This window comes from Methyloceanibacter sp. (assembly GCF_051306395.1).
Taxonomy (GTDB): domain Bacteria; phylum Pseudomonadota; class Alphaproteobacteria; order Rhizobiales; family Methyloligellaceae; genus Methyloceanibacter.
Genome location: NZ_JBPPND010000165.1, coordinates 1 through 24,387 on the forward strand (window position 1 = coordinate 1; position 24,387 = coordinate 24,387).

The 24,387-nt window shown below is 65.3% G+C and carries 20 protein-coding genes, 1 tRNA gene and 1 pseudogene; 6 read left to right on the top strand and 16 right to left on the bottom strand.

Features of this window, described 5'->3' with window-relative positions; translation table 11 throughout:
- The 4 genes from purH to htpX form a co-directional block, all read right to left on the bottom strand.
- Positions 1-982, bottom strand: a 982-nt coding sequence (gene purH, locus ACSLE4_RS08395; RefSeq protein ID WP_435904012.1) for a bifunctional phosphoribosylaminoimidazolecarboxamide formyltransferase/IMP cyclohydrolase, incomplete at its 3' end; no start/stop codon positions are given.
- A 104-nt stretch (positions 983-1,086) separates the two neighbouring features.
- On the bottom strand, positions 1,087-2,850 hold the full coding sequence (locus ACSLE4_RS08400; protein ID WP_435904013.1) for a heparinase II/III family protein: 1,764 nt from the start codon (positions 2,848-2,850) through the stop codon (positions 1,087-1,089).
- A gap of 128 nt (positions 2,851-2,978) precedes the next feature.
- Positions 2,979-4,343, bottom strand: coding sequence for a 16S rRNA (cytosine(967)-C(5))-methyltransferase RsmB (gene rsmB / locus ACSLE4_RS08405; protein WP_435904014.1), 1,365 nt, complete (start codon positions 4,341-4,343; stop codon positions 2,979-2,981).
- Positions 4,344-4,376: 33 nt separating this feature from the next.
- Positions 4,377-5,309, bottom strand: a complete 933-nt coding sequence (gene htpX / locus ACSLE4_RS08410) for a zinc metalloprotease HtpX (RefSeq protein ID WP_435904015.1) — start codon at positions 5,307-5,309, stop codon at positions 4,377-4,379.
- A 212-nt stretch (positions 5,310-5,521) separates the two neighbouring features.
- Here htpX and ACSLE4_RS08415 point away from each other — a divergent pair, with 212 nt between their 5' ends.
- Positions 5,522-6,004 carry a globin domain-containing protein gene (locus tag ACSLE4_RS08415; protein WP_435904016.1) on the top strand — a complete coding sequence of 161 codons (483 nt, stop codon included), beginning with the start codon at positions 5,522-5,524 and terminating at the stop codon, positions 6,002-6,004.
- 22 nt (positions 6,005-6,026) lie between these two features.
- Here the strand turns inward: ACSLE4_RS08415 and ACSLE4_RS08420 are convergent, their stop codons facing one another.
- The 7 genes from ACSLE4_RS08420 to tsaD form a co-directional block, all read right to left on the bottom strand.
- Positions 6,027-6,398, bottom strand: a complete 372-nt coding sequence (locus ACSLE4_RS08420) for a hypothetical protein (RefSeq protein WP_435904017.1) — start codon at positions 6,396-6,398, stop codon at positions 6,027-6,029.
- A gap of 38 nt (positions 6,399-6,436) precedes the next feature.
- Positions 6,437-8,404, bottom strand: coding sequence for an acetate--CoA ligase (acs, locus tag ACSLE4_RS08425; RefSeq protein ID WP_435904018.1), 1,968 nt, complete (start codon positions 8,402-8,404; stop codon positions 6,437-6,439).
- 113 nt (positions 8,405-8,517) lie between these two features.
- Positions 8,518-8,925, bottom strand: coding sequence for a DUF1761 domain-containing protein (locus ACSLE4_RS08430; RefSeq protein ID WP_435904019.1), 408 nt, complete (start codon positions 8,923-8,925; stop codon positions 8,518-8,520).
- A 59-nt stretch (positions 8,926-8,984) separates the two neighbouring features.
- Positions 8,985-9,416, bottom strand: coding sequence for an EVE domain-containing protein (locus ACSLE4_RS08435; RefSeq protein ID WP_435904020.1), 432 nt, complete (start codon positions 9,414-9,416; stop codon positions 8,985-8,987).
- 6 nt (positions 9,417-9,422) lie between these two features.
- A complete protein-coding gene (locus ACSLE4_RS08440; RefSeq protein WP_435904021.1) occupies positions 9,423-9,716 on the bottom strand; it encodes a YciI family protein in 294 nt (97 codons plus the stop codon).
- Positions 9,717-9,780: 64 nt separating this feature from the next.
- Complete coding sequence (locus tag ACSLE4_RS08445; protein WP_435904022.1) at positions 9,781-10,776, bottom strand: NAD(P)H-dependent glycerol-3-phosphate dehydrogenase; 996 nt, start codon at positions 10,774-10,776, stop codon at positions 9,781-9,783.
- A 57-nt stretch (positions 10,777-10,833) separates the two neighbouring features.
- Entirely contained in the window at positions 10,834-11,895 is a 1,062-nt protein-coding gene (gene tsaD, locus ACSLE4_RS08450; RefSeq protein ID WP_435904057.1) for a tRNA (adenosine(37)-N6)-threonylcarbamoyltransferase complex transferase subunit TsaD, read from the bottom strand.
- 147 nt (positions 11,896-12,042) lie between these two features.
- On the opposite strand from tsaD, the gene hemC reads away from it, so the two are divergent.
- The 5 genes from hemC to ACSLE4_RS08475 all read left to right on the top strand — a co-directional run bounded on the left by hemC (position 12,043) and on the right by ACSLE4_RS08475 (position 17,288).
- Positions 12,043-12,957, top strand: a complete 915-nt coding sequence (gene hemC, locus ACSLE4_RS08455) for a hydroxymethylbilane synthase (RefSeq protein WP_435904058.1) — start codon at positions 12,043-12,045, stop codon at positions 12,955-12,957.
- A complete protein-coding gene (locus ACSLE4_RS08460) occupies positions 12,957-13,691 on the top strand; it encodes a uroporphyrinogen-III synthase (RefSeq protein ID WP_435904023.1) in 735 nt (244 codons plus the stop codon). Before hemC ends, ACSLE4_RS08460 begins: the two co-directional genes overlap by 1 nt.
- 37 nt (positions 13,692-13,728) lie before the next feature.
- On the top strand, positions 13,729-15,210 hold the full coding sequence (locus ACSLE4_RS08465) for a mitofilin family membrane protein (RefSeq protein WP_435904024.1): 1,482 nt from the start codon (positions 13,729-13,731) through the stop codon (positions 15,208-15,210).
- A gap of 3 nt (positions 15,211-15,213) precedes the next feature.
- Complete coding sequence (locus ACSLE4_RS08470) at positions 15,214-16,902, top strand: heme biosynthesis protein HemY (protein ID WP_435904025.1); 1,689 nt, start codon at positions 15,214-15,216, stop codon at positions 16,900-16,902.
- Between the two features lie 310 nt (positions 16,903-17,212).
- Positions 17,213-17,288, top strand: a tRNA-Thr gene (locus ACSLE4_RS08475).
- A 48-nt stretch (positions 17,289-17,336) separates the two neighbouring features.
- Here ACSLE4_RS08475 and ACSLE4_RS08480 read toward each other — a convergent pair.
- The 5 genes and pseudogenes from ACSLE4_RS08480 to ACSLE4_RS08500 form a co-directional block, all read right to left on the bottom strand.
- Positions 17,337-18,185, bottom strand: coding sequence for a MipA/OmpV family protein (locus ACSLE4_RS08480; RefSeq protein ID WP_435904026.1), 849 nt, complete (start codon positions 18,183-18,185; stop codon positions 17,337-17,339).
- 102 nt (positions 18,186-18,287) lie between these two features.
- Positions 18,288-19,066, bottom strand: a pseudogene (gene fabI / locus ACSLE4_RS08485) (enoyl-ACP reductase FabI).
- A gap of 238 nt (positions 19,067-19,304) precedes the next feature.
- A complete protein-coding gene (locus ACSLE4_RS08490; protein WP_435904027.1) occupies positions 19,305-20,465 on the bottom strand; it encodes an osmoprotectant NAGGN system M42 family peptidase in 1,161 nt (386 codons plus the stop codon).
- Positions 20,466-20,541: 76 nt separating this feature from the next.
- Positions 20,542-22,239, bottom strand: a complete 1,698-nt coding sequence (ngg, locus tag ACSLE4_RS08495; RefSeq protein ID WP_435904059.1) for an N-acetylglutaminylglutamine synthetase — start codon at positions 22,237-22,239, stop codon at positions 20,542-20,544.
- A 62-nt stretch (positions 22,240-22,301) separates the two neighbouring features.
- Positions 22,302-24,077: an N-acetylglutaminylglutamine amidotransferase gene (locus ACSLE4_RS08500; protein WP_435904028.1), complete on the bottom strand. Its 1,776-nt coding sequence runs from the start codon at positions 24,075-24,077 to the stop codon at positions 22,302-22,304.
- Between the last annotated feature and the right edge of the window lie 310 nt (positions 24,078-24,387).

Sequence of the window (24,387 nt, forward strand, 5' to 3'; positions counted from 1 at the left end):
CCTTGACGATCTCGCTCGCCACGTCCGCATCGAGGTCGCGGTTGAGCGCAACGATGCCGCCGAAGGCGCTCACGGAGTCGCAAGCCAGCGCCTTCTCGTACGCTTCGGCAAGCGTCGGCGCGATGGCCACGCCGCAGGGGTTAGCGTGCTTGATGATGGCGACGGCCGCCGACTGCTTGGGATCGAACTCAGCGACAAGCTCGTAGGCCGCGTCGGTGTCGTTGAGGTTGTTGTAGGAGAGTTCCTTGCCTTGCACCTGGACGGCGGATGCCACGCCCGGGCGCTGCTCCGCGGTGCGATAGAAGGCGGCCCATTGATGCGGGTTCTCGCCATAGCGCAGCGCGTATTCCAGCGTCCCGGCGATCACGCGTTTCTCCGGCGTGCGCTCGTCGAGCTCGCCGGCAAACCAGGTGGCGATGGCCCCGTCATAGGCGCCCGTATGGGCGAAGGCTTTCGCTGCGAGTTCCTGGCGCAAGGCCGGCGTGGTCCCGTCATGGCGGTCGATCTCGTTCAGCACGTGCGCATAGTCTGCCGGGTCCACGACCACGGCGACGCCCGCGTGGTTCTTCGCCGCGGCGCGGATCATGGCCGGCCCGCCGATATCGATATTCTCGATGCAGGTGTCGAAATCGCCGCCCGCGCGCACGGTCGCCTCGAACGGGTAGAGATTGACCACGAGCAGGTCGATGGCTGGGATGCCGTGCTGTTCAAGCGCCGCTTCGTGCTCGGCGTTGCCGCGCGCCGCCAGCAGTCCGCCGTGAATTTTCGGGTGCAGCGTCTTGACCCGCCCATCCATCATCTCGGGGCTGCCGGTCACCTCCGCCACGTCGATGACGTCGAGCCCGGCGTCACGAAGCGCCTTGGCGGTGCCGCCGGTCGAGACCAGGACGACGCCGCGCGTCGCAAGCGCTTTGGCGAAATCCACAAGGCCCGTCTTGTCGCTGACCGAAAGCAGCGCCCGGGTGATCTTTTGAGTTTCCATGGCGGGACAGCCTCAAGCCTCAGGTGCCGACAATACATAAAGCGGCCAGGACATAAATGCGTCATGACCGGACATGACGAGGAAGTGGATAGCCGAGTCTGCCCTTAAGCTTCAGAGACAGTGTCGTCGTTGGGATCGACGAGCGGCTGGGGTTCGGCTTCCTCGCCGGTCTTTTCGAGGTTCCACACGATGCGGACCTCGCGGGCCTCGCCCATCATGCCGCTCAGCACGACTTGCGAGGTGGCTTGCGGCCCGCGTGGATCGGCGAGCAGCACGCTCTCCTCGATGGCCATCTCCTCGGCGTTGGAGCTGAGCCGCCAGGTCTCGCCGTTGCGCAGGATCAGGGTCGCCGCGGTGCCGTCGCCGACAATCTGCGCTTTTACGCTCGGATGCAGATGGAAGCGGATGGCGTAGGACCCAGCGATCAGCCCTTCCGGGCTCTTCAGTCCGCGGGTCGTGAGCTTGTCCTCGCTCGAAATCAGATTGCCCGACGGCGCGATCAGGATCTGCCGCGAATGGCTAACGCCGTAGCGGCCCATATAGCCGTCGTGGGAGCCCTTGATGCGCAGATTGTCGCCTTGATCGGAGAACGCGCCTTGCGGATTGAGCGGCCCCGAAAGCGTGGCGTCCGCCGGCGGCTCGGCGCCGTTGGCCATGCCCGAGAACTCCGCGAGCGAATCTTCCTCGAGGCTGAGCGTGGAATGGGCCGGGGTGGTGCGCGCGAACAGCCGCCAGTCGTCGTGGTCGGGCGAGGGCGCGCCGCAATTGATGATCACGGGCGCTTCGTTCGAGCTCATCTCGAAGGACATGAACCCGGCATGCGCTCTGGTGGTGAGCGAGGTCACCGGCGGCGGCCCGAGGTCGCAGATGATCAGCGTGGTGCCGGCCTCGACCCGCACATAGCCGGAATTGGCGGCGGTGCGCACCGGCGCGCCTTCGATGTCGTCATAGGCGAGCACGGTGGCGAGCGCGTCGGTGGGCGTCGGGCCTGCGCCGTTGAAGCGCGCCATGGTGCCGTCGCCAAGCCGGAAGAAGCGCAGCATCGGCATGATGCGGTCGATGGCGTCGGTGAGCTCTTTGGGCGGCGTGCGGTCGCGCGCCACGAAGCACTGACGTAAGGGGAGCAGATCCAGCAGAAGCTCGATCAGCGCCTCCGGGTTCCGCGAGATGTGCCCGCCGTCGGGCAGGATTTGCCGATTGAGCTCCCGGCAGAACGGCTTGGTGTAGCGGTCGACAACCGCCTGCTGGTCGGCGATGCACAGGCCTGCGTAGAGCAGCGCCGTGAGAGTGAGAAGCCGCGGCACACCGTCCGGCGTATCGCGGTAGCTCGCCGACAAATAGCGGAGCTGCGTGGTGAGCGCCTTCAAGAAGGCCTCGTAGGCTTGCGGCTCGCCCGCATCGAGGATCAGCACCGAGTTGGACAGCCAGGAGATCACCCGGCGGCCGACGATCTCGGGCTGCCAAGCGAGCCCGTGGATCTGGCGGCGCAGGCGGATGAAATCGTGGACCAGCGCCTTGGCCTGCTCGCGAGAAAGCTCGCTGTCGGCGGCGCGCAAATGGCGCAGCCAGCCAAAGCCGTAAAGCTCGCGCGCCCAGTTGGCCGATGGCGGCCGGATCTCGAAAGGCGACTCCGCGCCAAGCTCGGCGAGCTTGCCCGCAAGTCCGAAATGGCCGTTATAGACCTCGGTGGCGAAGCTCGGATCGGCCGTCCTAAGCTCTTGGGGCGCCAGGAGAAGTTGCTCGGCTTGGGAGCCGGGATAGCTGAAGCTTGCCATGCTGGAGAGCATCAGGCGCCGGAAGGGACTCGGCCCGCCAAGGGGTACCTCTTGAACGCGAGAGCCGCGCTCGAAGGCCTGGTCACCAGCCATTTCGGTCATTCTCCACGCCCGCCCGCGCTCGATACTCGTAGCGCAGAGCTCCCCCGCCGCCCTGGAACTCTAGAGGAGACCATTTTCTTGCACGCGGCCCTCAGGGGCAAGTGGCATACGCTGTTTCGTTAACCCTCGCGCGTCAGGCGCGCCGCGAAAAAGCCGTCCATGCCGCTCCATTCGGGCGAATCGAGCTGAAGTTGGAAGGGAAAGGTCCGCAAGATTCCGCTCGCTTTGGCCCACTCCGTGTCCCCGAAGGGCTCGTCCGGGCGCAAGGGATGGATGCGGATGGCCGGATTTCGGGCCATGAGCGCGGCGACCTGGGCCTCGCCCTCCTCGGGCTCCAGCGAGCAGGTGGAATAGACGAGCCGGCCGCCGGGCTTGAGCAGGCTGACGGCGTTGTCGAGAAGCCGCGCCTGGAGGCCGGCGAGCTCGGCGATGTCCTTGTCCGACTTGAGATAGGGAATGTCCGGGTGACGGCGGATGGTGCCGGTGGAGGAGCAGGGCGCATCGAGCAGGATGGCGTCGAAGCGCTCCTCAGGCTGCCAGGTGGCGGCGTCGGCCTGAACCGTCTCGGCGGCAAGTCCCAGGCGCTTGAGGTTCTCGTTGAGCAGCTTGAGCCGCGTTGCGGAGTTATCGACCGCGACCACGTCGGCCCCGGCGAGCAGGAGCTGCGCGGTCTTGCCGCCGGGCGCCGCGCACAGATCGGCCACGCGTTTCCCCGCGACGTCGCCGAGCATCCTGGCCGGGAGCGCGGCGGCCACGTCCTGCACCCACCATTCGCCATCGGAAAATCCGGGGAACTCCTCGATGCGGCCCTTGGGCAGGAGCCGCACGCTGCCTGAAGGCAGAACGCGTCCCTCCAGCCGTTCGGCCCAGCCTTCAGGATCGGATTTCACCGTGAGATCGCGGGGGGCTTCCACGAGATGACTGGCGGCGATCTGGTGTGCGCGCGCCTCGCCCCAGGCCCGGACCCAGCGGTCCCACAGCCAGTCCGGCGTGTTGGCCCGCGCCGGGTCCAGCCCGGCGGCGATCCCCTCGCCCTTGTCGGCCACCCGGCGGAGTACGGCGTTCACCAGCTTGTCGTAGCGTTTCGCCCGCGGGTCCCATTGGGCGAGCCGCACGGCAAGATCGATGGCCGCATGCGGCGGGACATTCATCAAAAGAAGCTGCGCCGCTCCGGACAGCAGGATCGGATAAAGCGTGCCGGCCTTGGCCGGTAATCCCCGTTCCAGGAAATTATTCAAGACGGCGTCGATCTGCCCGCGGCGGCGCAATGATGTACCGACAATAGCGCGCGCCAAAGCACGATCCCGCGCGGGAAGATCGAACATATAACCACCGTCCTGCGCCCGCCCGAGGACGTCGTCGAGGGGCTGTTTCTTTTGCAAAACGGCGTTCAGCAGGTTGGCGGCGGCGCGCCTTGCGGGCAGTCCCACTTGGTGGTCGCGCGTGCGCGATGGCGCCTCGGGCGCAGGTTTGGATGCAGTCATGGTCATGGCTTTAGCAGGAGGGATGCCGAGGCCCTAGCCCCAAGGTCCGCGGGAGGCGCGGGATTGGCTGCCCGACCAAGGGCCCGTGGGCTCGGCGGTCATCTGCGACGCGGGCTGAGCTCCGCCCATCTCCTTGGACAGGGCCACGAGCCGCGCCACACGATCCTCGACGGCAGGATGCGTGGAGAACAGCTTGTCGACGCGCATGCCCGACAGCGGGTTGATGATGAAGAGATGCGCCGAGGCCGGGTTGCGCTCCGCAGCCATGTTGGGGATGCGGTGCGCGGCGCCGGCGATCTTCTGAAGCGCGGAGGCGAGCGATAAAGGCTGCCCGCCGATCTCCGCACCGCCGCGGTCGGCCTCGTATTCGCGCGTGCGGCTGATGGCCATCTGCACCAGGCCCGCCGCCAGCGGGCCGAGGATCATCAGCGCGATCGACCCGATGACGCCTATGCCGCCATTGTCACGGCTGCCGCCGGTGAACATGGCGAAGTTGGCGAGCATAGAGATAGCGCCGGCGATGGTCGCGGTGATGGTCATGAGCAGGGTGTCGTGATGGCGGATATGCGCCAACTCATGCGCGATCACGCCCGCAAGCTCATCCCTGTTCACGGTCTGTATCAGACCGGTGGTCACGGCGACCGCCGCGTTCTCCGGGTTGCGGCCCGTGGCGAACGCATTCGGCTGCGGGTTCTCCATGATGTAGACCTTGGGCATGGGCAGGCCCGCATTGTCCGCGAGCTGGCGCACCATGTCGTAGAGCTCGGGCGCCGCCGCTGCGTCCACTTCGCGCGCGCCGTACATGCGCAAGACCATCTTGTCGGAGTTCCAATAGGCCCAGAGGTTCATGCCGCCCGCAATCAGAAGAGCGATGATCATGCCGGTCTGGCCGCCGATCAGGAACCCGATTCCCATGAACAGCGCGGTCATCGCCGCGAGGAGAATGGCGGTGCGGAAATAGCTCATTGGACCTCTAGGCCTCCAAAAAGGCGGGCAAATGCGCCGCCTTCCATATGTTGGAAGCGTTGTGGCTGAGCGCAAGAGCTTGGCGCGGCAGGGAAAATCCTATCCCGGACCCGCTTGCACCTAGAAGCTTTAAGGCCGCGCTTACCTTAACGGTTCGTCAATCGGACTTGCCCCATTCTGGCCGGCAACGACAGTTCGAGGAGTAGCCGATCATGCCAGCCGCACTGCAATCGACCCTTGATGCCCCGAAGAAAAGGACGCGCCGGCGCGCAGCAGCCGCCCCGTCCGGCGAGACACATCTCTCAGCAGAGCAGAAGCGTCTGATTCGCTTGAGCTTTCTGCGCATCGAGCCGGCGCTCGATCTCGTCGCCCAGCTCTTTTTCCTGAAGCTGTTCCGGCTCGATCCGAGCCTGCGCAAGAAGTTCACAGGCCCGGTCGAGATACAGGCCAAGAAATTTGCCGCCGGCGCCAAGCTCGCCATGATCTCGCTCGGCCACGAGGACGGCCTGGCGCCGACCCTGAAGTTGCTCGGCGCGCGTCACCGCCAGATGGGCATCCGCACGCGCCATTACCGCACCATGTCGCGCGCGCTGGTGTGGACGCTGGAGCGCTCGCTCGACAAGGCGTTCGACCGGGACACCAAGGATGCGTGGAACGCGCTGCTTGCCTACTTCACCAAGGTGATGGCGGGCTAGGCCGTAACGGCGGACAGACGGTTTAGCTAGGGGCCTCCTCGGAGGCCCCTTCGCTTTGCGGAACCACCTTCACTTGGACGTTGCCGTCGTTGGTCACGTAGACCGTCACGTCCTCGTCCGGCTCCAAGGTTTCCATCTTGCCGTCGACCGAGAGCTGGTCGGTGGTGATGAGGACCTCATGGCCGTCGACGATGACCTTGATACCGTCGGCGACCGACTCCTGCGTCATGTCCTTGTAGTGTCCGGCGACCGTCACCGTACGATTGCCCACGGTCATGGAGATCGCCTGGGTGGTCTCCTCGCGCGTGCCGATATTGCCGATCACCAGCACGATGACGATAACGAGCGCGAGCACGAGCCCGAGCCCGACCAGAATCCGCATCAGCCACGACATCTAACGTCCCCCCAAAGCCCCTCTTTGGGGCGCGCTGCTCAGGCCTGCCTTCGGTTCTGGCGGTTCTCGACAAGATCCGACACCACGCCGGGATCGGCCAAGGTCGAAGTGTCGCCGAGATTGCCGTACTCGTCCTCGGCGATCTTACGCAAGATTCGCCGCATGATCTTGCCTGATCGTGTCTTGGGTAAGCCCGGTGCGAACTGAATGAGGTCGGGGGACGCGATGGGCCCGATCTCGTTGCGCACCCAGTCGCGCAGCTCTTTTTTCAGGGCGTCTTCCCCTTCCTCGCCGGACATCAAGGTCACGTAGCAATAGATGCCCTGGCCCTTGATGTCGTGGGGATAGCCGACCACGGCGGCCTCGGAGACCTTCGGATGGGCCACGAGCGCGGATTCGACCTCGGCCGTGCCCATGCGGTGTCCCGAGACATTGATCACGTCGTCGACTCGGCCCGTGATCCAATAGTAGCCGTCCGCGTCGCGGCGGCAGCCGTCCCCGGTGAAATACTTGCCCTTATAGGCGGAGAAATAGGTCTCCACGAAGCGCTGATGGTCGCCATAGACCGTGCGCATCATGCCGGGCCAGGCGTCGAGGATGACGAGATTGCCCGACGCCTCGCCTTCGAGCGTCTTCCCGTCGGTATCGACCAAAGCCGGCTGCACGCCGAAGAAGGGCAGCGTCGCCGAGCCTGGCTTAAGCGCGGTGGCGCCGGGCAGCGGCGTGATGAGAATCCCGCCTGTCTCGGTCTGCCACCACGTGTCCACGATCGGACAGCGAGTCTCGCCGACCACATGGTAGTACCACTCCCAGGCTTCGGGATTGATCGGCTCGCCGACCGAACCGAGCAGTCTCAGCGACTTGCGGCTCGTGCTCTTTACGTGCTGGTCGCCCGCGCCCATCAGCGCGCGGATGGCCGTCGGCGCGGTGTAGAAGGTGGTGACTTTGTGCTTGTCCACCACCTGCCAGAAACGCGACGCGTCCGGGTAGTTCGGCACGCCCTCGAACATCAGCGTCGTCGCGCCGTTGGCGAGTGGCCCGTAGACGATATAGCTGTGGCCCGTAACCCAGCCCACATCCGCCGTGCACCAATAGATGTCGCCCTCGTGATAGTCGAAAACGTATTGATGAGTCATCGCGGCAAAGACGAGATAACCGCCGGTGGTATGCAGCACTCCCTTGGGTTTTCCCGTCGAGCCCGAGGTGTAGAGGATGAAGAGCGGGTCCTCGGCATTCATCTCTTCCGGCGGACATTCGGCGTCCGCCTTGGCCATCGCTTCGTCGAGCCACACATCGCGGCCTTCGGTCCAGGGAACATTGCCGCCGGTATGGCGTACCACCAGCACCTTCTCCACATGGCCGCTCTTGGTAATGGCCGTGTCGGCATTGGCTTTGAGCGGAATCTTGCGTCCGCCGCGCCAGCCTTCGTCTGCCGTGATGACAAAGGCGGATTTGCAGTCCTCGATGCGGCCGGCGAGCGAGTCCGGCGAGAAGCCGCCGAACACGATTGAATGGACGGCGCCGATGCGCGCGCAGGCCAGCATGGCGTAAGCGGCTTCCGGAATCATCGGCAGGTAGATCGTGACCCGGTCGCCCTTTTTCACGTCCTGCGCTTTGAGCACATTGGCGAAGCGGCAGACATTCTCGTGGAGCTCGCGATAGGTGATGTGCCGCGCCGGCGTGTTGGGATCGTCGGGCTCCCAGATGATGGCCGTTTGGTCGCCGCGTTGGCCGAGATGCCGGTCCACGCAATTGGCCGAGACGTTGAGTGTGCCGTCCTCGAACCATTTGATGGAAACGTTCGGATATTCGAACGTCGTGTTCTTTACGCGCGTATACGGCCTGATCCAGTCGAGGCGCTTGGCTTCCTTGCCCCAGAACGTGTCCGGATCCTCGACGCTTTGCTTGTAGCCCCTCTCGTACAGGGCCTTGTCGATGTAGGCGCGGTCCATCCATTCCTCGGGGACTGCCACCGTCTCGACCTTGTATGTCTTGTGCTCGGACATGTGTCCCGTTCCTCCCTACGCAACGCACGCTTATCGGTGCTTATTGGTGCATTCTGCAGCCATTATGGCCCGCGGCCATCCTTGCGAGAAGCGCCTGTTCATCATCCTTTCGTCTAGACGCCGAAGGCGCCGATCACCGCGCCCATGACGAGCAGCACGGCGAGCCAGTGGCCGCCGTCGATCAAGGTCAACATAGGCTTGGCCCCGCTGAAGGCATGGTTGACGCCCATTGTGGTAATGACGAAGCCGACCCAGACGAAGAAGCCGGCCAGAACCCCGCCCCTGACCGAGACTTGGCCCAAGTGACCCATGAGTCCCGCCAGCATCCAGGCCATGACGAACAATGCGACCAGCGCGATGATGAAGGGCAGGACCTTGCCTGCGCCGTCCTCCTTCTTGAGTTCAGCTTCGGTCTTGCCGAGGGCGCGCATCCATGCCAGTCCGAGCACCATGTACCAGACCGCGCCGAGGCCGAAGCCCGCGAGCGTGGCGATGACGACAGCGATGTAGTTGATGGCCATGTCTTCCCCCTTGCGAAACGGTCGAGCGCAACTGTAGCGCAAGCGGCGGCGCCGGGGCACTAGGCTGTTGGGGGATCTTTGAGGCCGCCGAGCGCGCAGACTTTGCACCATTCCCCCGCCGTCACCGGCTGCACCGACAGCCGTGAGTTGTTGACCAGCACCATGTCTTTGAGCTGCGGCGTGGTTTTGATCTCGGCGAGCGTCACGGGCTTCGGCAGATCCGTGACCGCCGCCACGTCCACGCACTCCCACTGACCCGTGCCGTCGGTTGAATCGGGATGGGCTTCGGCCACCACCTTGACGATGCCCACGCAGGCCTTCTCACCGACCGAATGGTAGAAGAAGGCGAGGTCGCCCTTTTTCATGGCGCGCATATTATTCCGTGCCTGGTAGTTGCGGACGCCGTCCCACTCGGCGCCTTGTCTGCCTTCTTTCTTCTGCTGTTCCCAAGACCAGGCCCCGGGCTCCGATTTCATCAGCCAGTAGGCCATGGACGCTTAGGCCTCGTCGGGGTTGTTGATGGACCACTTCCACGGCCTGATCTCGACCGTGGCAAACATACCGGCCTTGGCGAAGGGGTCGCCATCCGCGATTCCGCGCGCGGCTTCGAGCGACTCCGCTTCCACCACGACCAGGCTGCCGTTCATGGTCTCGCCGTCGTCCTGCGTGAAAGGTCCGGCGAATTTGAGCGCGTCTCCAAGGCTCTTCAGATAGGCGAGGTGTTCCGGACGCTTTTTTTTGCGGATCGGCAGGCCGTCCGGCTTGTCGGTGCAAATGAACGCAAACAGCATCGTTGGCATCCCCTTTGATTGCCGCTGAAGCTATTGCGCGAGGGGATGCCCGGCAAGAGCCTGCTTAGAGTTCCGAGCGGAGCGGGCGCGATAGCAGCGCTTCGATGGCCGCGTCCACCGAGGTTTGGCCTGTGATCACCGCGTGGACGGCCTCGGCGATGGGGAGTTCGATGCCGCGGACCTGCGCGATCTCCACCATGGCCCGCGCCGTCGCCACGCCCTCGGTCACCGTGAGGCGCCCCGACAGCGCATCTTCCGCGCTCATGCCTTCGCCCAGCGCCACGCCGAGCGACGTGTTGCGCGATTTCGGGCTGCCGCAGGTGAGCACCAAGTCGCCGAGGCCCGAGAGCCCGATCAGCGTCTCGAGCTTGCCGCCCAGTGCGACGGCGAAGCGTGCCATCTCGGCAAAGCTCCGCGTCACGAGGCCGGCTTTCGCGCTTTCGCCGAGTTCCTTGCCGACGACGATCCCCGCCGCAATGGCATAGACGTTCTTCACCGCGCCGCCGATCTCCGCGCCGAGCACGTCGCCGCTCCAATAGCCTCGGAAGGGCGGCGAGCTCAGGGCATGCGAGAGTTCGCGCCCCAGTTCCTCTTCGCCCGTGGCCAGAGTCACCGCGGCCGGCAGGCCGCGCGCCACGTCGGCGGCGAAGCTCGGTCCCGACAGCACGGCGATGGCCGCGGCCGGCAACAACTCGGCGGCGATCTGCGACATCAGCTTGCCGGTCGCCTGCTCGATCCCCTTGGCGCAGATGACGAAGGGTTGGCCCTCGCGCACGTAAGGCTTGAGTTCGCCCGCGATGGCGCGCAGGTGCTGCGCAGGCGTCACCATCAGCAGCATGTCGCAGGTGGCGACCTCGTTGAAGCGGCCGGTCGCCTCGATGGCCGGGTCGAGCGCGACCCCTGGCAGGAACACCTCGTTCCGGTGCGCGTCGTTGATGGCCGAAATGGTCTCCGGCTCGTGCGCCCAAAGCAGCACGTCGCGGCCGGCGCGCCGCGCCACGGTGGCAAGCGCCGTACCCCACGCGCCCGCGCCGATAATGCCGACCGACTGAAGCTGCATGATCTCCCCCAAAGTTTCATAGCGCAGTTTTGCGCGTGGCGCTGGACCGAAACGGTTTCAAGCCTTCACGCCGGCCCCGAGCGCGGGCGGCGCGTCCGGGTCCAACGGCCATCTGGCCCGCGACGGCGCCGCCATGTCGTCAACGAGCCCGCGAGCCAACCGTTCCGCGCCCGCCCAGGCGATCATGGCGGCATTGTCGGTGCAGAGCGCCGGCGGCGGCACCACCAGGCGGAAGCCCCGCGTCACGGCGACCTCTTCGAGAGCGGCGCGCAGCCGCTGATTGGCGGCGACCCCGCCCGCCACCACGAGCGCGCGGGGTGCGTCCGCGCCTAGACGCTCTTGGTAGATGTCCATCGCCCGCGCTGTACGATCGCGCACCACGTCGGCCACGGCTTCCTGGAAGCTCGCGCAGAGATCGGCGATCTCCTGATCGCTGAGCGGCGCCCGGGCCGTGGCTTCCTGACGCAGAGCCGTCTTGAGCCCCGCGAACGAGAAATGCGGTTCGGGACGCCCCATCATGGGGCGGGGTAGCTTGATGCTGGCCTGCCCGTGGGCGGCGCGCGCCTCCACCTCGGGCCCGCCGGGATAACCGAGGCCGAGCAGCTTCGCCGCCTTGTCGAAGGCCTCGCCCAGCGCATCGTCCAGCGTGGTGCCGAGGCGCTCATAAGCGCCCACTTCCTTGACAATCAGGAGTTGTGTGTGTCCGCCGGAGACAAGCAGCAGGAGATAGGGAAACCGCAAGGCGTCCGTCAGACCTGCGCTGAGCGCATGGGCCTCCAAATGATTGATGGCCAGGAACGGCCTATCGAGCCCGAGCGCCATGGCTTTCCCCGTCGTCACGCCGACGATCAGCCCGCCGATCAGCCCGGGTCCCGCCGCCGCGGCGATTCCGTCGAGCTCTGCGACGTCCAGGCCGGCCTCCCCAAGCGCGTGTTTGATCGCCGGATCGAGCAGGTCCACATGGGCGCGGGCGGCGATTTCCGGCACCACGCCGCCATAGGCCGCATGGAGGTCGAGCTGCGCGCGCACCACATTGGACAGGATCTCCCCTCGCCCCTGGGCGTCCCGGCGCACGACCGCCGCAGCGGTTTCGTCGCAACTGGTTTCGATTCCGAGCACGGTGAGGGGCCGTTCTGTCATGGCCCTGTTCTATACGGTCCAACGGCGGATTCGCGAGGAGATTGAAGGGGAAGGCGAAACCGTCCATTAATGCGGGGCGCCTCCCTTTTTCTTGGAAGCTCAAGGAGTTCCGCCTTGCCGGCCTCGATGACCATCGGCACTCGTGGCAGTCCGCTAGCCCTGTGGCAGGCGAACCATGTGCGCGGCCGACTGCTCGAGGCGCATGGCCTGGACGACGGCGCCGTCGATCTCAGCGTCATCACCACCTCCGGCGACCGCATCCAGGACAGGCCGCTGGCCGATGTCGGGGGCAAGGGGCTTTTCACCAAGGAGATCGACGAGGCGCTGCTCGCGGGCCGCGTTGCGCTCGCGGTGCACTCCATGAAGGACTTGCCGACCGTGCTCCCGGAGGGCCTGTGCGTGGCGGCAGTATTGCCCCGCGCCGATGTGCGCGACGCCTTTTTGAGCCCCACGGCGGCCTCTATCATGGAACTTCCGCCCGGCGCGGTCGTTGGCACATCATCCTTGAGACGCGGCGCGCAGGTCAAACGCCTGCGGCCCGATCTGCGCGTTATCGATTTCCGTGGCAATGTGGAGACGCGGTTGCGAAAGCTCGATGAGGGCGTCGCCGATGCCACGCTGCTTGCCATGGCCGGGCTCGACCGTCTCGGCCTGTCCTCGAAGGTCACCTCGGTCTTGCCCGTCGATGAAATGCTGCCCGCGGTCGCGCAAGGGGCCATCGCCGTCGTCGCCCGCGAGGACGATGCGGAGACGAAGCGTCTCTTGGCGCGGTTGAACGATCCGCAAACGGCAACCGCGGTGACTTGCGAGCGCGCATTCCTCGCCGAACTGGACGGCTCTTGCCGCACGCCGATTGCCGGTCTCGCCGAAGTCGATGGCGGCGCTGTGCGCTTTCGCGGCTTGATCCTGTCGCCAGGCGGCGCAGAATGGCACGATGTCGAAATGACCGGCGTGGCGGAGCGGGCCGAGGAGCTCGGCCGGAAAGCCGGTGAAGATGTGCTCGCACGCGCGGGCACGAACTTTCTCGCAAAGCTGCCGTGATGGGATTGATGCGTGTGCTTGTAACTAGGCCTGAGCCTGATGCACGCGGCGAGGCGGACGCGCTTCGAGCGCGTGGTTACGAGCCCGTGCTCGCCCCGCTCCTTGAGATCGAGTTCTTGAAAGGCGTTCCGCTGGATCTCGACGGCGCGCAGGCCGTCGTCATCACCAGCCGCAACGCGCTGCGCGCGCTTGCCGACCATCCGCAACGCGAGGAGGTGGCCGCGCTGCCGCTCTTCGCCGTGGGCGAGGCGACCGCCTGGGCCGGGCGTCAGTTCGGCTTCAGCGAAGTCACCATCGGCCCCGGCACCGGCGCGGGGCTGCCGCCGATCATCCGCCGCGAGGTGCATCCCGAAAAAGGCCCGCTCGTGCATATCGGCGCCGAGAAGGTCGCATTCGATCTGCAAGGCGCGCTCGAGGAAGACGGCTTCGAGCTGCGCCGTGTCGTGCTTTACCGCTCGCACCCGGTTGAGATCCTGCCCGACGCGGTGGTCGCCGATCTTGCGAGCGGGGAGATCTCTCGCGTCCTGCTGTTGTCGCCGCGCACCGCCAGGACCTTCGCCAGGCTCGCGCAGCATCACGGTGTGGTAACGGAGACAAAGGATCTGGTTTGCTATTGCTTGTCGAAGGCGATAGCAGAGGCTGTCGCGCCGTTGGGTTTCACGGTTCGCGTTCCGCAGCATGCGCGCGAGGAAGATCTCCTTGCGCTCCTGGACTCCGACGCGTCATCCTCGTGAGGAGCACGATTCTTCTGGACGTGAAGGTAGTGAAGTGATGGGCGGCTCCTTCGATAATAAGGGCAGCGGCGATCCGGCGGGCAAGCGCCCGACGCCGACCATTGAAGGCACCGCGACCGAAGTCTCGGTCGAGCCGGAGGCCCAGGAAGCCAAAAAAGACGCCAACGAGAACGAGGGCCCCAACGAATCCGAGACCAAGGACGAGGCCGCGGAGAACGCCAATGCGCTCCCGCCTCACGACGGTGACGAAGCCGAGAAGACCGGCGAGGGCGAACAACCGGCGGCGGAGACAACCGAACGGCACGGCAGCGGCCGGTCGTTCGCGGCCGTCCTGCTCGCCGCCGTGACGAGTTTTCTCACCCATGCGGCCGCTGGCCTCATCGGCGGCCTCGCCGTGCTCGCCGCCATCGCCGCCTGGGGTTACTTGCCCCTGAGCGCGCCGACGGATGCGCCCGATCTCGCGCCGCTGGAGGGGCGCATCGCCAAGCTCGAAGCGTCGCCCCAAACGCCGGACAATAGTGAGAAGATCGAGAAGCTCGAGACCCGCCTCGCAGACCTCGAGGCCACAGCGTCCGAGACGCCACCGGAGACGACGGCCCTGGACGATCGGGTCGCACAGCTCGAAACGAGCCTCAAGTCCATGGCCGAAGCTGCGAAGGAGGGCGGCTCCGTCGCCGACGCCGCGGCCATCAGCCAGCAGATCAACGACGCCGAGAAGCGCCTCGACGAAAAGATCGAGACGGCGCTGGCGGAGGCCAAGTCCGGGGCGGAGACCGACACCACGGCGATCGACAGCCTCAAGAAGGATCTTGCCGACGTCGACGCCAAGCTCAAAGCTCTCACCGAAGCGGAGCTCGGCTCCGAGGAGGCGGCACAACTCCTGCCCGAGATTGCGGTGCTCGATGAGCGCCTGCGCAAAATCGAATCCACGTTGCCGCAGCTGCTCGAGGCGGTTGACGAAGACATCAACGACACCAAGCGGGCGACGCTCGCGATTGCCTTCGCCAATCTGCGCGCCGCCGTGGACGACGGGCGGCCCTACGCAGGCGAACTCGCCGCGCTGGCGCAGCTCTCGCCCGGCGCCGGCGATTTCGGCAGTCTCCTCGACTACGAGGACACGGGCATTCCGACCGTGCGTGCGCTCACCGCGTCATTCGAGGAGGCCCGTGAGGACGCGCTGTCCACGCAGGAGTCCACCGGCGATGCCTCCATCATCGACCGCCTGTTGGGGAGCGCGGAGTCGCTGGTCAAGATCAGACGCATCGACGAAGCAGCTGAAGGAGATCAGCCGGACGCCGTGCTGGCGCGCGCGGGCGGGAAGCTCGAACAAGGCGATCTGGGTGCGGCGGTGAAGGAAGTGGAGACGCTGCAAGGAGCGCCGCGCGAGGCCTTCGCCAAGTGGCTCGACGCGGCGCATGCGCGTCTCGATGCAGAAGTGACCTTGCGGCGCTTGCAGAACGTCTTGCTCGTTTCCCTCGGCGGAAGCGGCGCCGTCGAGAAAACCGAAGAGCAAGAGTAGACGATGACCCGCATTCTCTTATTCGTTCTCTTCATCGTGGCGGCGGCCTTGGGGCTCGCATGGCTCGCCGACCGGCCCGGCACGGTCACCGTCGAGTGGCTGGGCTACCAGATCGAGACGAGCGCCTTTGTGGCCACCCTCGTCATGGCCGCGCTGGTGTCGCTGGTCATTCTTGTCTTTGCGCTGCTTCGCTATGTGTGGACGCGGCCCGCAGCGGTGGCGGCCTACATGCACGAGCGGCGGCAGCAGCAAGGGCTGGAGGCCTTGTCGCGCGGACTTTTGGCCATCGGTGTCGGTGACCGCGCCCAAGCGCAACGCTATGCAGGGATCGCTGGGCGCTATTTGCCTCGCGAGCCGCTCACCGCGCTGTTGCGCGCGCAAGCCGCTCAGCTCAAAGGCGACCCGGCGTCGGCCCGGCGCGCCTTCGAGGCGATGCTCGACCGGCCCGAGACACAGCTTCTCGGCGTGCGGGGTCTGTTTCTCGAAGCCAAGCGCGGCAATGACGAGGACGCCGCGCGCGCGTTGGCCGAGCAGGCGGTGCGGCACGACCCGAAACTTGCTTGGGGCGTGAACGCACTGTTCGATATTCAAGCGCGCGCGGGTGATTGGGACGGCGCTTTGAACTCGCTCGCCATCGCCCGGCAGAACGGTCATGTGGATACCGACACGGCGAACCGTCGGCGCGCCGTGCTGTTGACCGCGGAAGCGCGCGAGGCGGAGACCTTCGATCCCGACAAGGCGCTGACGCTAGCCAATGAGGCGCTGCGGCTTGCGCCTTCGTTGGTGCCGGCGGCGGAGCTCGCCGGGCGCCTGTTCGCCTCGAAGGGTGAAGTGCGCGCAGCCTCGCGCCAGATCGTCCGCACCTGGAAACTGTCGCCCCATCCCGACCTGGCGGTGGCCTATGCCTTCGCCAAGCCGGGCCTCTCTCCGAAAGACCGGCTGAAGCGCGTCGAGTATTTGGCCGGTCTCACCCCGGACGATATCGAAGGCCCCATCGCCGTCGCCCAGGCGGCGATCGACGCGCAGGAATGGCAGCAGGCGCGCGACGTGCTGGCGCATTACGTGGAGGGCCGGCCTTCCGCGCGCATTTGCACGCTGATGGCGCGCATCGAAGGCGGCAGCGGCGACAAGGGCCGGGAGCGTGAATGGCTGGCGCGGGCCGTGCGTGCGCCGCGCGACCGCGCCTGGATCGCCGACGGTTATGTCTCCGACCGTTGGCTGCCTGTGTCGCCGGTCACCGGCGCCGTCGATGCCTTCGATTGGAAGGCGCCGGTCGATGCCATAGGCCGCGGGGACGACACGCTGATGATCGCGGAGGATATGGAGCCGCCGCGCGATGCGAGCGCCATGGCGAGCCTAGCGCCGGCGGACGCTGAGCCCGCCGTCGTGGTCGACGTGACGCCCATTGTCACCGAGACGCCCGAGGGGGTCGCCGCGTCACCCGAGCCGCAAAAAGGTGAGGCGGTCGATGCCCCTGCAACGGCCGGCGTCAAGGCCGGAAAGGCCGAAACCTCACCGGCGGCGACGGCAGGGCCCAAGGTGAACGAGGCTGTGACGGGACAGACGGCGAGGAAGTCCGATTCGCCGGACTTCATTCCGATCCGTCCCCCGGACGATCCCGGTGTCACGCAGCCGGAAACCGATGAGAGCCCGACATCGCTGGAACGCCTCCGGGCGGCGCAGATCCGCTGAGTTTCGAAGCAGAGGCCGAAGGCTGGCGTCCAGCTTGCGCCTTCCCGATATTGGCATTAAGCACGGGGCCAAGGTGAGAGCCTGGGGCGGTGTCCCACGTCGTTCCAAGGGCACCCCAAGGCTTTCCTTTACGCGTTGCGCCCAGCCTCACGGAAAGGCGCGATACGCCCGGAGCCGCAGTAGCTCAGTCGGTAGAGCATCGCATTCGTAAGCAGCTAATCGCGGGTCGCCGAAGCCCGCGAATCGCTTGAAAAGCGGCACGCTAAGAGGCATCTTCCCCTGCGCCGGTTGCAAGCTGGCTGCAATAGGAGCCGCAGTAGCTCAGTCGGTAGAGCATCGCATTCGTAATGCGGGGGTCGGGGGTTCGAATCCCTCCTGCGGCACCACCTTCTCCTCAATCGAAGAAACACGCGCTATCAGCCTCGCGCCGTCCTCTACCGCCAGTCGAAACGGTAACCGAGCCCCAGCACGCCGGAGAACTGGTTTGCCGTCTCCACGACCGGACTGTCCGCCGCGTCTCCCAGCAGGCGTCCGTAGCGGCCGCCCGCCTTTAGGAGCCACCGCTCGCTGAGGTCCATCGTCCCGCCAAGCTCGAAAAAGACGTCCTTGATCCCGGCGTCGGGCGTGTAGGCCGGAAGTCCCGCCTTGGAGCTACGACTCTGTAAGGGCGTCACGCCGAAATAGGTCTGCATGTAGTCGTCGCTCGCGTAGGTCGTCCCCACGCGCGCCACGATCCTGGTGCGCTCGTTGACTTGCTGGGTCGTCTCCACCCCGAAGCGAAACTCGGGTCCTGAATCGTCGCCCGTGACCTTCTCCAGGATGGCGGCATCGAACTGAAAGGCGCCGAGCGTGAAGCCGGAATAGGCGCCGAGCACGAGACCGCCGTCGATATCGCCCAAACCGCGCAACAGCCGGCCATCGTCCTGGTCGCGCTTGGTGATGTAGCCGGTGACCGCGCCGACTTGCAGGCGCTCGCCGCCAAGGGCGCGCACACGAATATCATCCAGGCCGCGGAAGTTTACGCGCTTGCGGAATTGCTTGAACGCGGAGGGACCGTCATCGGGCACCTCGCCGAACCTCGGGATGACGATGGGAATCGGAATGACTTCGTGCTCGTCGGAGCCCTCGTATTTGGGCTTGACGATGGCCGCGGCGCCCAGCGTGACCGAGCGGCTCCCCTCGGCGTCTGCGCGCGCCTCCGGTACGGCGACGAACGATGCGGCAATGACAAATGCGCCTGCGGCGCAAAAACGATTTCGTGCACAACGAGTCGAGTGCGACATGAACCCCCCGATGCGCCTTCCCGAACGGACCCTCGCACAGCGTGGCTAGGGGAAACAACCGGACGTCGGCAAGCAGAGCGTGCAGAGATTTGCGGCCGGTGTTCAGCCCAAGATGTGGTAACCGCCGTCGATGTAGTGAATACCGCCGGTCACGTTCGCCGCTTCGGGGCTCGCCAAAAACGCCGCGAACGCGCCGACGTCGCCATTGGTGGCCAGGTGATGCGTCGGCGCACGCTGCGAGGCTTGGTTCATGATCTCGTCGAAATGATCGATGCCAGAGGCGGCGCGGGTCTTGAGCGGTCCCGGGGACAGGGCGTGCACGCTGATGCCCTTGGAGCCAAGTTCGGCGGCCATGTACCGCGTCGCCGACTCGAGCGCGGCCTTCACCGGCCCCATGATGTTGTAGTGCTCGATGACCTTGTCGCCCCCCGAGATACGAGATCGTCATGCAGGTGCCACCATCAGTCATCAAAGGCTCCGCGCAATGCACCATGCGGACGAAGGAATAGACCGAGATGTCCATTGCCTTGGCGAATCCGCCACGCGAGCAATCGACCACGCGGGCATGAAGGTCCTCCTTGGGACAGAACGCCACCGAGTGCAGACAGATATCGATGCGCCCCCACGCCTCGTCGAGCCGCGCGAAGACCTCCGCGTATTGCTCGTCATCGGCGACATCGAGAGGCAGGACGATCTCCGCCTCGAGCTTTTCCGCCACCGGCCGTACGAACCGTTCGGCCTTTTTCGTTTTGATAGGTGACCGCGAGAGCGGCACCCTGATCGCGAAAGGCCTTGGCGCAGCCAAAGGCGATGGACTCCTCGTTGGCGATGCCGATCACGAGCGCTTTTTTTGCCGGCGAGTGAAAACAAACTGGTTTCATTGTTTTGATCGAGGAAGAATAACCGCGCTTTGTGACACCCCGGCGTGTCCGAATGCCGCGCGCAAAATCGATCCTGCTGGCCCTGAGCCTCGATTTTGCCGACGGCATTTCTTCGCGACCGCGTCGAAGCGGCGGTCAGCCAACTCGAACGCCGGATCAAGAAGAGCTATCCTGAGGTCCAGCGCGTGTTCAGAGGTGCAGGCTAGGCACGACGGGATGGCGCGGCGGCGCGGCTCAGTTAGTCCTCTTCCTCGAGAGTGACGTCCGAGGTCAGTTCCTGTTCGGCCTTGGCCATCGGCTGACGGGTGAAGTCCTTGAGGGTTCCGATTTCCTCGGCGTCCCGGGTGAACTTGACCGGACCCAAGAGATAAGCAGTGATCAACTCCGCTAATGAGCGCAAGGCATGGATGTGAATGCGCTCCCAGCCATGGGAGGCATCGATGCCGAAACAGATCAGGGCCGTGCGGACGTCGTGACCGGCTTCCACGGCCGAGGCGACGTCGGACCGGTAGTGCCGGAAGACGTCGCGCTGGTGGAAGATGTCGTTATCGGCACAGAGCCGGGCGAGCTGACGGGTCAGATGATAGTCGAAGGGGCCGTTGTGATCGGCCATGGCAATGGTGACGCCGAACTCCGCGCTGCCTTGCCCCGGCGCCGTGGTGCCGTTGTCCACGGCGATCAGCGACGCGACATCCTCGGTTAGAATATTCGAGGCGCCGACGCCCACCTCTTCTTCGATTGTGAATAGGAAGTAGACGTCGACCGGCAGCTTGTTCTTGACGGGAATGAGCGCCTGGAGCGCGGCGAGCATGACGGCGACGCCGGCCTTGTCGTCGAGATGCCGCGAGCAGATGAAACCGTTTTCGAGGAATTCCGGCTGGGGATCGATCGAAATAATGTCGCCGACGTCGATGCCGAGCTTTTTGGCTTCGTCGGCGTTCGAGGATCGCGCGTCGACCCGCACCTCGACATACTCCCAACCGCAAGGCTGCTCGTCGACCTCCTCGCCGTAGGTGTGGCCCGAGGCCTTGAGCGGCAGGATGGTCCCGCGATAGCTGCCCTGCTCGGTGAAGATTGTGCAGCGGGCACCTTCAGCGAACCGTGCGCTCCAGCTGCCGACCGGCACGACGCCGAGGCGCCCATTGTCCTTGACCTGCTTGACCTGCGCGCCAAGCGTATCGAGATGGGCGGCGATGGCGCGGGCAGGGCGCCGCTTCTTGCCGCGCAAGACCGCCCGAATGGCGCCGCGCCGCGTGACCTCGAAGGGGACGCCGAGCCGGTCGAGCTCCTGTCCGCAATGACGGACAATATTGTCCGTATAGCTTGTGGGGCTGGGGATCGAGAGCAGCTTCTCCAGCGTGTCGGCGAGGTAGTCCAGGTCGATATGCAGGATCGTCATGCGGCAGCCCCTTGGGTGGGCGCCCTGACGGGAGCCCCAAGCGTGGTCGGTCGATCAATGGGTAATACGTGGGCGCTTAGATTTGAAGCGCCTCGCGCACGGTGGCCGGAACGGACTGGGGAAACAGCAGGTCGACGAAGCGCTCGGCGGTGGGCTGCGGCTCGTGATTCGCCAGTCCCGGCCGCTCATTGGCCTCGATGAACCAATAGTCCGGCTCGGTCGGCGCCTTCACGATGAAGTCGATTCCAGTGACCGGAATCTCGATGGCTCGCGCCGCCCTTACCGCGGCCTCGATCAGCGTCCGATGCAAAATGCCCGTCACGTCGTGGATCGTGCCGCCGGTATGGAGATTGGCGGTCTTCCGCACCACGAGATATTTGTCGGCCAGTGGCACATCGTCGAGGCTATAGCCGGCCCCGGCCACGCAGCGTTCCGTCTCTGCGTCGATGGGGATTGACGATTCGCCCCCGGTGGCTGCGGACCGGCGCCGGGATTGATGCTCGATGAGGTCGCGCACGCTCGAGCGTCCGTTGCCGATCACGGCCGCGGGCTTGCGGATCGCCGCGGCGACCACGCGATAGTCGATGACGATGATCCGGAGATCCGCCCCCTCGACGAACTCCTCGACGACCACCTCGTTGCAGATCTTCCGGGCCGCGTCGATCGCGGTCTTCGCCTGATCCCAGCCTTTGAGACCGACGGCGACGCCCTTGCCCTGCTCGCCACGCGCGGGCTTGACCACCACCGCCTCGTGGTCTTCCACGAAGGCCTGCGTGCGTTCCTCGTCGTCGGCCGTGAGCTGTTCCGGCACGCGAACCTCGGCCGCCCTGACGACGCGGCGCGTCACGCGCTTGTCGTCGCAAATGCTCATGGCGATGGCCGTCGTCAGCGCCGTGAGGCTCTCGCGGCACATCACGGAGCGGCCGCCATAGGTCAGGCGGAAGAAGCCGCCCTCCGCGTCGATAATATCAACGCCGATGCCCCGCCGCAGCGCCTCGTCGATGATGATTCGAGCATAAGGATTGAGCGCTTGTTCACCGAACGGCGCCTCCGTGAACAGCCGCTCGTTGATGACGTTCTTGCGCTTGACGGTGAACGTGGCCCACCGGATGAACCCGAGCTTGTCATAAAGGGCGATGGCCTGATCGTTGTCGTGCATCACGGAGAGGTCCATGAAGGCCGCGCCACGCTCCTTGAAATGCTCCGAGAGCCTACGCACCAGCGCCTCGCCGATTCCAGGCAACGTGGCTTGGGGATCGACGGCGAGACACCACAGCGACGAGCCGTGCTCCATGTCGCTGAACGCGGCGTAGTGATCGACACCGGTGACGGTGCCGATAATGCCGCCGGTGGCCTCGTCCTCGGCGACGAAATAGGTGATCGCCCGGCTGTCGCGCTTCTCCCAGAAGAAGTCGGGCGAGACCGTGACCATGCCCCGGGCGGCATAGATGCGGTTGACCTCCTCGGCGTCCTGAATGGAGCTGAGCCGGCGAATGTAGAAGCCGCGCGGTTTGGACTTCGCGGGTTCATATTTGCTGAGATCCAGCCTGTAGGTATGCGAGGGATCCAGGAACAGTTCTTGGGGTGCGGCGGCGAGGACCACATGAGGGTCGAGAATATAGAACGCGATGTCGCGCCGGCCTGGACCCTCGGCCCGAATGCAGGCCGCAAGCTCGGTGGCCTCGGCAAAGGTCTGTCCGAACAGAAGGCGCCCCCAGCCGCAGTCGAGAGCGACATTGGCCTGCACCGTCCCGTCCCACTCGGTTGTGTCCATGGGCGGGGCGCCTGTATCTACGGCGTCCTTGGTGCTGGCTTTGTCCATGCTCATCGCCACGCCTATATGTTGTGGGCTTGCAGCCATAATTCCAATAACGCGCACTGCCATAGCTCGGATCCACGTAAGGGCGTGATATGCGCCGTGGGATCGTCGAACAGGCAGCCGAGATATTCGGGGCGGAACAGCGCCCGCTCGCGCGCGGCCTGTGAGGTGAGAACGTCCTTAGTCATCTCCAGCACGGGCCCGTCGATATATTTGAGGGCAGGCACAGGGAAGTAACCCTTGGGCCGGTCGATGATCTCCCGCGGGATCACGTCGCGCGCCACGTCCTTCAGCACGCCCTTGCCCTCGTCCTTCAGTTTCAGTTCCGGCGGCACGCGCGCGGCAAGCTCGACAAGCTCGTGATCGAGGAAGGGAACGCGCGCCTCCAGGCCCCAGGCCATCGTCATGTTGTCCACGCGCTTCACGGGATCGTCCACCAGCATCACCGTCGTGTCGATGCGCAATGCCCGGTCGAGCGGTGTCTCCGCGCCAGCGCGCGTGATATGCGCTTCAACGAAGCGCGCCGGCTCGTCGTCCTGCGCCATCCAGTTCTCGCCGAGATGCGCGGCGAGCTTGTCGCGGTCGCGGTCGAAGAACAGCGCTTTGTAGTCGGTGAGAATGTCATTCGAGTTCTCGAGCTTCGGATACCAGTGATAGCCAGCGAACACTTCGTCGGCGCCTTGGCCGCTCTGCACGACCTTCACGTGCTTCGCGACCTCGCGCGACAACAAATAGAAGCCGACATTGTCATAGGAGACCATGGGCTCCGACATGGCGGCGATGGTGTCCGGCAGTGCGGCGAGCATGTTCGCCGTGGGGATCATGATCTTGGTGTGATCGGTATCGAAGCGCTCGGCGATGATGTCGGAGTATTTGAACTCGTCGCCGGCCTCGCCATGCGCCGCCTCGAAGCCGATGGAGAAGGTCTTGAGGTGCTGCTGGCCGGCCTCGGCCAACAAGCCCACGATGAGGCTCGAATCGACGCCGCCGGAGAGCAACACACCGACGGGCACGTCGGCGATCATGCGCCGGTCGACCGCGCGGCGCAGGGCATCGCCCACGCGCTCTTTCCAGACGGCATGATCGAGCGTCAAGTCTTCGCGGGAACGCTCGAAGGTCAACGCCCAATAGATGTTGTCTTTGATACGCCCGTCCGGCTCGACGATGCGCAAGGTTGCTGGCGGAAGCTTGCGCACACCGCGCAGGATCGTATGCGGCGGCGGCACCACGGCGTGGAAGGTCATGTAGTAGGAAAGCCCCACCGGGTCGATCGCGGTATCGACGCCGCCCGCCGCCACCAGCGCCGGCAGGGTGGAGGCGAAGCGCAAGTGCTTGTCGTCCTGCACGTAGTAGAGTGGCTTGATGCCGAGCCGGTCGCGGCACATGGCGACGCGGCCCGTGTCACGCTCGTGGATCACGAAGGCGAACATGCCGTTGAAGCGCTTCGGCGCCTCCGGTCCCCAGGCGTGCCACGCCTTGAGGATCACTTCGGTGTCGCTGGTGGAGAAGAAGCGGTAGCCCTTGCCTTCCAGCTCCGCCCTGAGCTCCTTGTGATTGTAGATGCAGCCGTTGAAGACCAGGCTCAAGCCCAGCTCGGAATCGACCATGGGCTGCTGGCCGCGCTCCGACAGGTCGATGATCTTGAGGCGGCGATGGCCGAGAGCGACCCGTCCGCGCGCCAGGATGCCCTCGGCATCAGGGCCCCGCGGGCACATGGAGCAGGTCATGGCGCTTAGCGCCTCGACTGAAGCAGGCGAGCCGTCGAAGGTGATCTCGCCGCACAAACCGCACATAATTAGAGCCTCGGAGTTCTGAGAATTTCAGGCCGCCATGCTTGCATAGTCAAAGATGCGAGCAAGAATGGGGCCGATCACCGCGAGGCTTCGCGAGCACCCGCGTCAGGGCTTCAAAAGCTAGGAGTTGCGCTGATGTCGGCGGTTATTGCATCAATGCCTGCTGCGATCAAATCTCGGGTGTCATAAAGTCTGCGTGGAATCCGCGCATATGCCCATTCTCGTGGCAAATTACCGGAAAATCCTCCCCACTGCTTCGTGTGTGTTTCTCAAACGCCACGCTCCACGAAACATTTCGTTAATTTTATCC

Coding starts and splice junctions, on each gene's coding strand:
- ACSLE4_RS08400 (WP_435904013.1), bottom strand. CDS start 2,850: ATGGCTGGTGACCAGGCCTTCGAGCGCGGCTCTCGCGTTCAAGAGGTA.
- rsmB (WP_435904014.1), bottom strand. CDS start 4,343: ATGACTGCATCCAAACCTGCGCCCGAGGCGCCATCGCGCACGCGCGAC.
- htpX (WP_435904015.1), bottom strand. CDS start 5,309: ATGAGCTATTTCCGCACCGCCATTCTCCTCGCGGCGATGACCGCGCTG.
- ACSLE4_RS08415 (WP_435904016.1), top strand. CDS start 5,522: ATGCCAGCCGCACTGCAATCGACCCTTGATGCCCCGAAGAAAAGGACG.
- ACSLE4_RS08420 (WP_435904017.1), bottom strand. CDS start 6,398: ATGTCGTGGCTGATGCGGATTCTGGTCGGGCTCGGGCTCGTGCTCGCG.
- acs (WP_435904018.1), bottom strand. CDS start 8,404: ATGTCCGAGCACAAGACATACAAGGTCGAGACGGTGGCAGTCCCCGAG.
- ACSLE4_RS08430 (WP_435904019.1), bottom strand. CDS start 8,925: ATGGCCATCAACTACATCGCTGTCGTCATCGCCACGCTCGCGGGCTTC.
- ACSLE4_RS08435 (WP_435904020.1), bottom strand. CDS start 9,416: ATGGCCTACTGGCTGATGAAATCGGAGCCCGGGGCCTGGTCTTGGGAA.
- ACSLE4_RS08440 (WP_435904021.1), bottom strand. CDS start 9,716: ATGCTGTTTGCGTTCATTTGCACCGACAAGCCGGACGGCCTGCCGATC.
- ACSLE4_RS08445 (WP_435904022.1), bottom strand. CDS start 10,776: ATGCAGCTTCAGTCGGTCGGCATTATCGGCGCGGGCGCGTGGGGTACG.
- hemC (WP_435904058.1), top strand. CDS start 12,043: ATGACCATCGGCACTCGTGGCAGTCCGCTAGCCCTGTGGCAGGCGAAC.
- ACSLE4_RS08460 (WP_435904023.1), top strand. CDS start 12,957: ATGGGATTGATGCGTGTGCTTGTAACTAGGCCTGAGCCTGATGCACGC.
- ACSLE4_RS08465 (WP_435904024.1), top strand. CDS start 13,729: ATGGGCGGCTCCTTCGATAATAAGGGCAGCGGCGATCCGGCGGGCAAG.
- ACSLE4_RS08470 (WP_435904025.1), top strand. CDS start 15,214: ATGACCCGCATTCTCTTATTCGTTCTCTTCATCGTGGCGGCGGCCTTG.
- ACSLE4_RS08480 (WP_435904026.1), bottom strand. CDS start 18,185: ATGTCGCACTCGACTCGTTGTGCACGAAATCGTTTTTGCGCCGCAGGC.
- ACSLE4_RS08490 (WP_435904027.1), bottom strand. CDS start 20,465: ATGACGATCCTGCATATCGACCTGGACTACCTCGCCGACACGCTGGAG.
- ngg (WP_435904059.1), bottom strand. CDS start 22,239: ATGGACACAACCGAGTGGGACGGGACGGTGCAGGCCAATGTCGCTCTC.
- ACSLE4_RS08500 (WP_435904028.1), bottom strand. CDS start 24,077: ATGTGCGGTTTGTGCGGCGAGATCACCTTCGACGGCTCGCCTGCTTCA.